Here is a 5,093-nt window from a genome sequence, read left to right as displayed (position 1 = left end):
GTGCAGACCGCTCTGTTCGGGGTCCACGGGTTCGGCAGCCCGCCGGGCGGGACGCTCAGGTTCGAACTGTTCAGGCCTGCCGGTCACCGACCAGTACCCGCGTAGACGATCGCCTCCTCGGCGGCGTCCAGCTCGAACGCCGAGTGGGCGGCCTGCACTGCGGTGTCGACGTCGGCGGCGTCCACCACCACTGAGATGCGGATCTCGGAGGTGCTGATCATCTGAATGTTGACCCCCGCGTCGGCCAGCGAGCCGAAGAACTTGGCGGTGACACCGGGATGGGTGCGCATGCCGACGCCAATCACCGAGACCTTGCCGATCTGGTCGTCGTAGCGCAACTCGGCGAACCCGATCCGGTCGCGGGCGGCGTTCAGCGCGTCCACCGCCTTCTTGCCGTCACTCATCGGCAGGGTGAAGGTGATGTCGGTCGCGCCGGTGGCCACCTCGGAGACGTTCTGGACGATCATGTCGACGTTGACGTCGCAGTCAGCGATCACCCTGAAGATCGCAGCCGCCACACCGACCTGGTCGGGGACACCGGCGACGGTGATCTTCGCCTCGCCGCGGTCATGCGCGATTCCGCTGATGATGGCCTGTTCCATGGCGCTGCCCTCCTGGCTGTCGATTATCCCGGTCACCAGGGTGCCCGGCCTGTTGCTGAACGAGCTACGCACGTGCACCATCACACCCTCGCGGCGGGCGTACTCGACGCAGCGCAGATGCAGGATCTTGGCGCCGCAGGCGGCCAGTTCGAGCATCTCGTCGTAGCTGATCTGCGGCACCCGGCGGGCGCCCTTCACGATGCGGGGGTCGGCGGTGTAGACGCCGTCGACGTCGGTGTAGATCTCGCAGACATCGGCCTTCAACGCTGCGGCCAGCGCGACGGCGGTGGTGTCGGAGGCGCCACGGCCGAGCGTGGTGACGTCCTTGGTCGATTGGGAGACGCCCTGGAAGCCGGCGACGATGACCACGTTGCCCTCTTCGAGGGACTTCTCGATCCGGCCCGGGGTGATGTCGATGATCCGGGCATTGCCGTGCTGCGCGGTGGTGATGACGCCGGCCTGGCTGCCGGTGTAGCTGAGTGCCTCGACGCCGAGGTCGTTCAGCGCCATCGCCAGCAGCGCGGCCGACTGCCGCTCGCCAGTGGTCAGCAGCATGTCGAGTTCGCGGGCTCGGGGTTGCGGGCTGACCTGCAGCGCGAGATCCATCAACTCGTCGGTGGTATCACCCATTGCCGATATGACGATGACGACTTCGTTGCCGGCCTGCTTGGCGGCGACGATCCGGCGGGCAACCCGCTTGATCGAGTCTGCGTCAGCCACCGACGAACCGCCGAACTTCTGGACGATTCGCTGGCCGCGTGCCATCTGGGTCATCGACTGCCTCCTCATGCCCCTGGTCTGCTGGGGCACCGGGGCAACTCTATCCGCTATGACCGGCGCTATCACCTGCTGTTTGGCCGGGTTGCAGCACAGGTTGCGCCGGCCGGCGCGGCAGGGGCCTCCCGCCCCCGCCGGGGCCTTCCGCACCGCTCGGGCCTCCTCTGCCCCGCCCGGCCGGCCGCTTCGCCGGGCCCTCCGCTCCGCCCGGCCGGCCGCTTCGCCGGGCCTTCCGCAGCGCCGTACCCTTGACGACATGGACGGACTTCCCATCGATGACGCCGATCGCGACCGCGTGATCGCGAGTCTCCAGCGAAGTCACGCGTCCGGCTACCTTGACCAGGCCGGGCTCAACCGGCGCATCGAGGTGGCACTTCGCACCGACGACCGGCGAGAACTGGACGACCTGGTGGCCGACCTGCCCGATCTGGCCGGACGCACTTGGGCCCCGAGCGCCGGGCAACAGCTGGCCCCGTACGAGGGCACGGAACCGGCCGCGCGCCCCTACCAGCCGACCGCCCAACCGGCGTGGCAGCAGTTCCTGCGCAACTCGGGGCCGACACTGGCGATCGGGGTGGTCGTCGCACTGCTCCTGCTGGTCGTGCTGAGCCAGTCGAGCGGCTCGTTGTTCTGGCTGTTCTGGATCTTCATCATCTTCATCCGACCGGCGATGAAGACCCACCAGCAGCGCCATCCACCGACCACCAGGCACTACCGGCCGCAGCGCCCCCAGCAGCCGCCGAGGGTCGAAGACCGGTACACCTCCGAAGGCCGCGAGGACGACAACGGCGGCCAGTGGAACCAGCCGCCCGGCAGCCGCTGAGGCAGCCCTGTGGCCGGCCCGGCAAAGGGCGATGTAACCCGTCGTCGGGTGCGCCGACCCGGGTGAGACGCGTGCCACTGTCCTGGGCGCAGCCGGTAGTTTGTTGCACTGCATAGCGCCCGCAACGCGGCGCGGTACCCACCTGACGTGGAAGGACCAAACGTGAAGACCCACCTGCGCAAGCTCGCGGCGCTGGCAGCCGTCGGTGCGCTCGCCCTGACCGGTTGTGGTGGCGGCGGCGCTGCTTCCAGTGACGCCGAGACCTACAAGATCGGCATCACCCAGTACGTCTCGCACCCCTCGCTCGACGCCGCCCGGGAGGGCTTCGTCGAGGCCCTCGAGGATGCCGGCCTCGACGTGGAGTACGACGAGCAGAACGCCCAGGCCGACCAGGGCACCGTGACCTCGATCGCCAGCCGCTTCGCCGGTGATGCCGACATGGACCTGGTGCTCGCCATCGCCACACCCAGCGCCATCGCCGCCGCCCAGGCGATCACCGAGGTCCCGATCCTGTTCACCGCGGTCACCGACCCCGAGGCCGCCGAACTGGTCGACAGCAACGCCACGCCGGGCGGCAACGTCACCGGCACCACCGACATGAACCCGGTCGCCGAGCAGATCGCCCTGGTCAAGCAGGTGGCGCCGGACGCCGAGACCGTCGGCATCATCTACTCCTCCGGCGAGGTCAACTCGATCGTCCAGGTCGAGATGGCCAAGGAGGCGGCCGCCACTGAGGGCCTGACCGTGGTCGAGAAGACCATCGCCGAGGGCCGCGACGTCCTGCAGGCCGCGCAGACCATGGACGTGGACGCCATCTACGTACCCACCGACAACGTCGTGGTCAACAACTTCGAATCGGTGCTGCAGGTGGCCGAGGAGAAGAAGATCCCGGTCATCGCCGGGGAGGCCGACTCGGTGCGCCGTGGCGGCCTGATCACCGTCGGGCTCGACTACCACGCGCTCGGCGTCCAGACCGGCGAGATGGCGGTCCGGATCCTCACCGAGGGCGCCGACCCGGCCGAGATGCCGGTCGAGTCGCAGAAGGAGCCGCAGCTGGTGGTCAACACCGCGGCCGCCGAGCGGATGGGTGCCACCCTGCCGCAGGCCCTGCTGGATTCCGCGGACGAGACGGTCTCCTAACCGATGGTTGCAGCGCTCGATCTGGGTCTGATCTTCGGGCTGATGGCCCTGGGGGTCTACCTGACCTTCCGGATCCTGGACTTCGCCGACCTGACCATCGACGGCAGCTTCACTACCGGCGCGGCCACTGCGGCCGTCCTGCTGGTCGGGGGGACGTCGCCGATGGCCGCCACCGCGTGGGGTGCCGCGGTGGGCCTGCTCGCGGGGTTGGCCACCGGTCTGCTGAACACGTGGGGGAAGATCCACCCGCTGCTGGCCGGCATCCTGACCCAGATCGCGCTGTACTCGATCAACCTGCGCATCATGGGACGGGCGAACGTCCCGCTGCTGCGCGCCGATACCGTCTTCACCCCGCTGCGCGAGGCCGGGCTGCTCGGGACGTTCGCGTCCGCGGGCATCCTGGCCGGCGTGCTGGCGTTGTTCGTCATCGCGCTGGTCTGGTTCCTGTCCACCGACGTCGGGTTGGCGCTGCGCGCCACCGGTGACAACGAGGGCATGGCCCGCGCGCAGGGCATCAACACCGACCTGATGAAGTGCATCGGGCTGTCGCTCAGCAACGGCCTGGTCGCGCTGTCCGGTGCGCTGTTCGCGCAGTACCAGGGCTCGGCCGACATCGGCATGGGCATCGGCCTGATCGTGGCCGGCCTGGCGTCGGTGATCATCGGCACAGCCATCATCAACAACGGCCGGGTCTGGATCACCGCGATCGCAGTGGTGGCCGGTTCGATCATCTACCGGTTGATCATCCAGGCCGCGCTGTCGATTCCGTGGTTCAACCCGAACGACATGAAGCTGCTCAGCGCGCTGATCGTGGTGGTGGCGTTGCTGCTGCCGCGCTGGGACGTGTTCAACCAGATCCGCGCCCGAACTCGCGAGAAGCAGTTCGTCGTTGAGCCGTGGGACACCCCCGACCCGGAGGAACTCGATTCCGGTGACGCCCGGCCGCCCAGCCGGGGCGTGGCCAGGAAGGCGGGACGGCGCAACAATGCTTGATGTTCGCAATGTTTCCAAGGCGTTCTTCCCGCACACCATCAACGAGAAGGTGGCGCTGCGCGACATCTCGCTGCACCTGAACAGCGGCGACTTCGTCACCGTGATCGGCAGCAACGGGGCCGGCAAGTCGACGCTGCTCAACGTGGTGGCCGGCCGCTACCGTCCCGACATCGGCACGGTGTGGATCGACGGCACCGACGTCACCAAGCTGCCCGACCACAAGGTGGCCCAGCAGGTCGGCCGGGTCTTCCAGGACCCGATGGCCGGCACCGCCCCACACCTGACGATCGAGGAGAACCTCGCCATCGCGTGGGCCCGCAACCGCAAGCGCCGCCTTCGGCTGGGTGTCACCCGGCAGCGCAAGGACCTGTTCCGCGAAGAACTCAAGATCCTCGAACTGGGCCTCGAGAACCGGCTCACCGCCCGCGTCGGGTTGCTGTCCGGCGGCCAACGGCAGGCGCTGAGCTTGGTGATGGCAGCGTTCACCCAGCCGCGCATCCTGCTGCTGGACGAGCACACCGCCGCGCTCGACCCGCAGCGGGCGGCGCTGATCACCCGGCTCACCAGGGAACTGGTGACGCGACACGAACTGACCGCGCTGATGGTGACCCACAACATGGAGCAGGCGCTGGCACTGGGCAACCGGCTGATCATGATGCATGAGGGCCGGATCATCTTCGAGCTGGGCGGCGAGGAGAAGAAGGCCGCCACGGTGGCCGACCTGCTGGCCGAGGTCGACCATTTCCGCGGCGACGGCG

At 68.5% G+C, this 5,093-nt stretch carries 5 protein-coding genes; 4 read left to right on the top strand and 1 reads right to left on the bottom strand.

Going from position 1 to position 5,093, the window contains the following annotated elements; genetic code table 11:
* Positions 1–83: 83 nt before the first annotated feature.
* The gene (locus tag WBL05_RS12810; RefSeq protein ID WP_424226435.1) at positions 84–1,367 is read right to left on the bottom strand and encodes an aspartate kinase; all 1,284 of its coding nucleotides are present in this window, start codon (positions 1,365–1,367) and stop codon (positions 84–86) included.
* Between the two features lie 268 nt (positions 1,368–1,635).
* Here WBL05_RS12810 and WBL05_RS12805 point away from each other — a divergent pair, with 268 nt between their 5' ends.
* The 4 genes from WBL05_RS12805 to WBL05_RS12790 form a co-directional block, all read left to right on the top strand.
* Positions 1,636–2,202, top strand: a complete 567-nt coding sequence (locus WBL05_RS12805; protein ID WP_424226434.1) for a DUF1707 SHOCT-like domain-containing protein — start codon at positions 1,636–1,638, stop codon at positions 2,200–2,202.
* Positions 2,203–2,349: 147 nt separating this feature from the next.
* Complete coding sequence (locus WBL05_RS12800; protein WP_424226432.1) at positions 2,350–3,342, top strand: ABC transporter substrate-binding protein; 993 nt, start codon at positions 2,350–2,352, stop codon at positions 3,340–3,342.
* 3 nt (positions 3,343–3,345) lie between these two features.
* Positions 3,346–4,335, top strand: coding sequence for an ABC transporter permease (locus WBL05_RS12795; protein WP_424226430.1), 990 nt, complete (start codon positions 3,346–3,348; stop codon positions 4,333–4,335).
* A partial coding sequence (locus WBL05_RS12790) for an ABC transporter ATP-binding protein (protein ID WP_424226428.1) occupies positions 4,328–5,093 on the top strand: 766 nt, incomplete at its 3' end. The genes WBL05_RS12795 and WBL05_RS12790, both read left to right, overlap by 8 nt.

This window comes from Brooklawnia sp., assembly GCF_049651565.1.
Taxonomy (GTDB): domain Bacteria; phylum Actinomycetota; class Actinomycetes; order Propionibacteriales; family Propionibacteriaceae; genus Brooklawnia.
This window is presented reverse-complemented; position numbering and strand designations above follow the sequence as displayed.

What these genes read in the sequence shown, in the direction of transcription:
- WBL05_RS12810 (WP_424226435.1), bottom strand. Translation starts at nt 1,367, where the DNA reads ATGGCACGCGGCCAGCGAATCGTCCAGAAGTTCGGCGGTTCGTCGGTG.
- WBL05_RS12805 (WP_424226434.1), top strand. Translation starts at nt 1,636, where the DNA reads ATGGACGGACTTCCCATCGATGACGCCGATCGCGACCGCGTGATCGCG.
- WBL05_RS12795 (WP_424226430.1), top strand. Translation starts at nt 3,346, where the DNA reads ATGGTTGCAGCGCTCGATCTGGGTCTGATCTTCGGGCTGATGGCCCTG.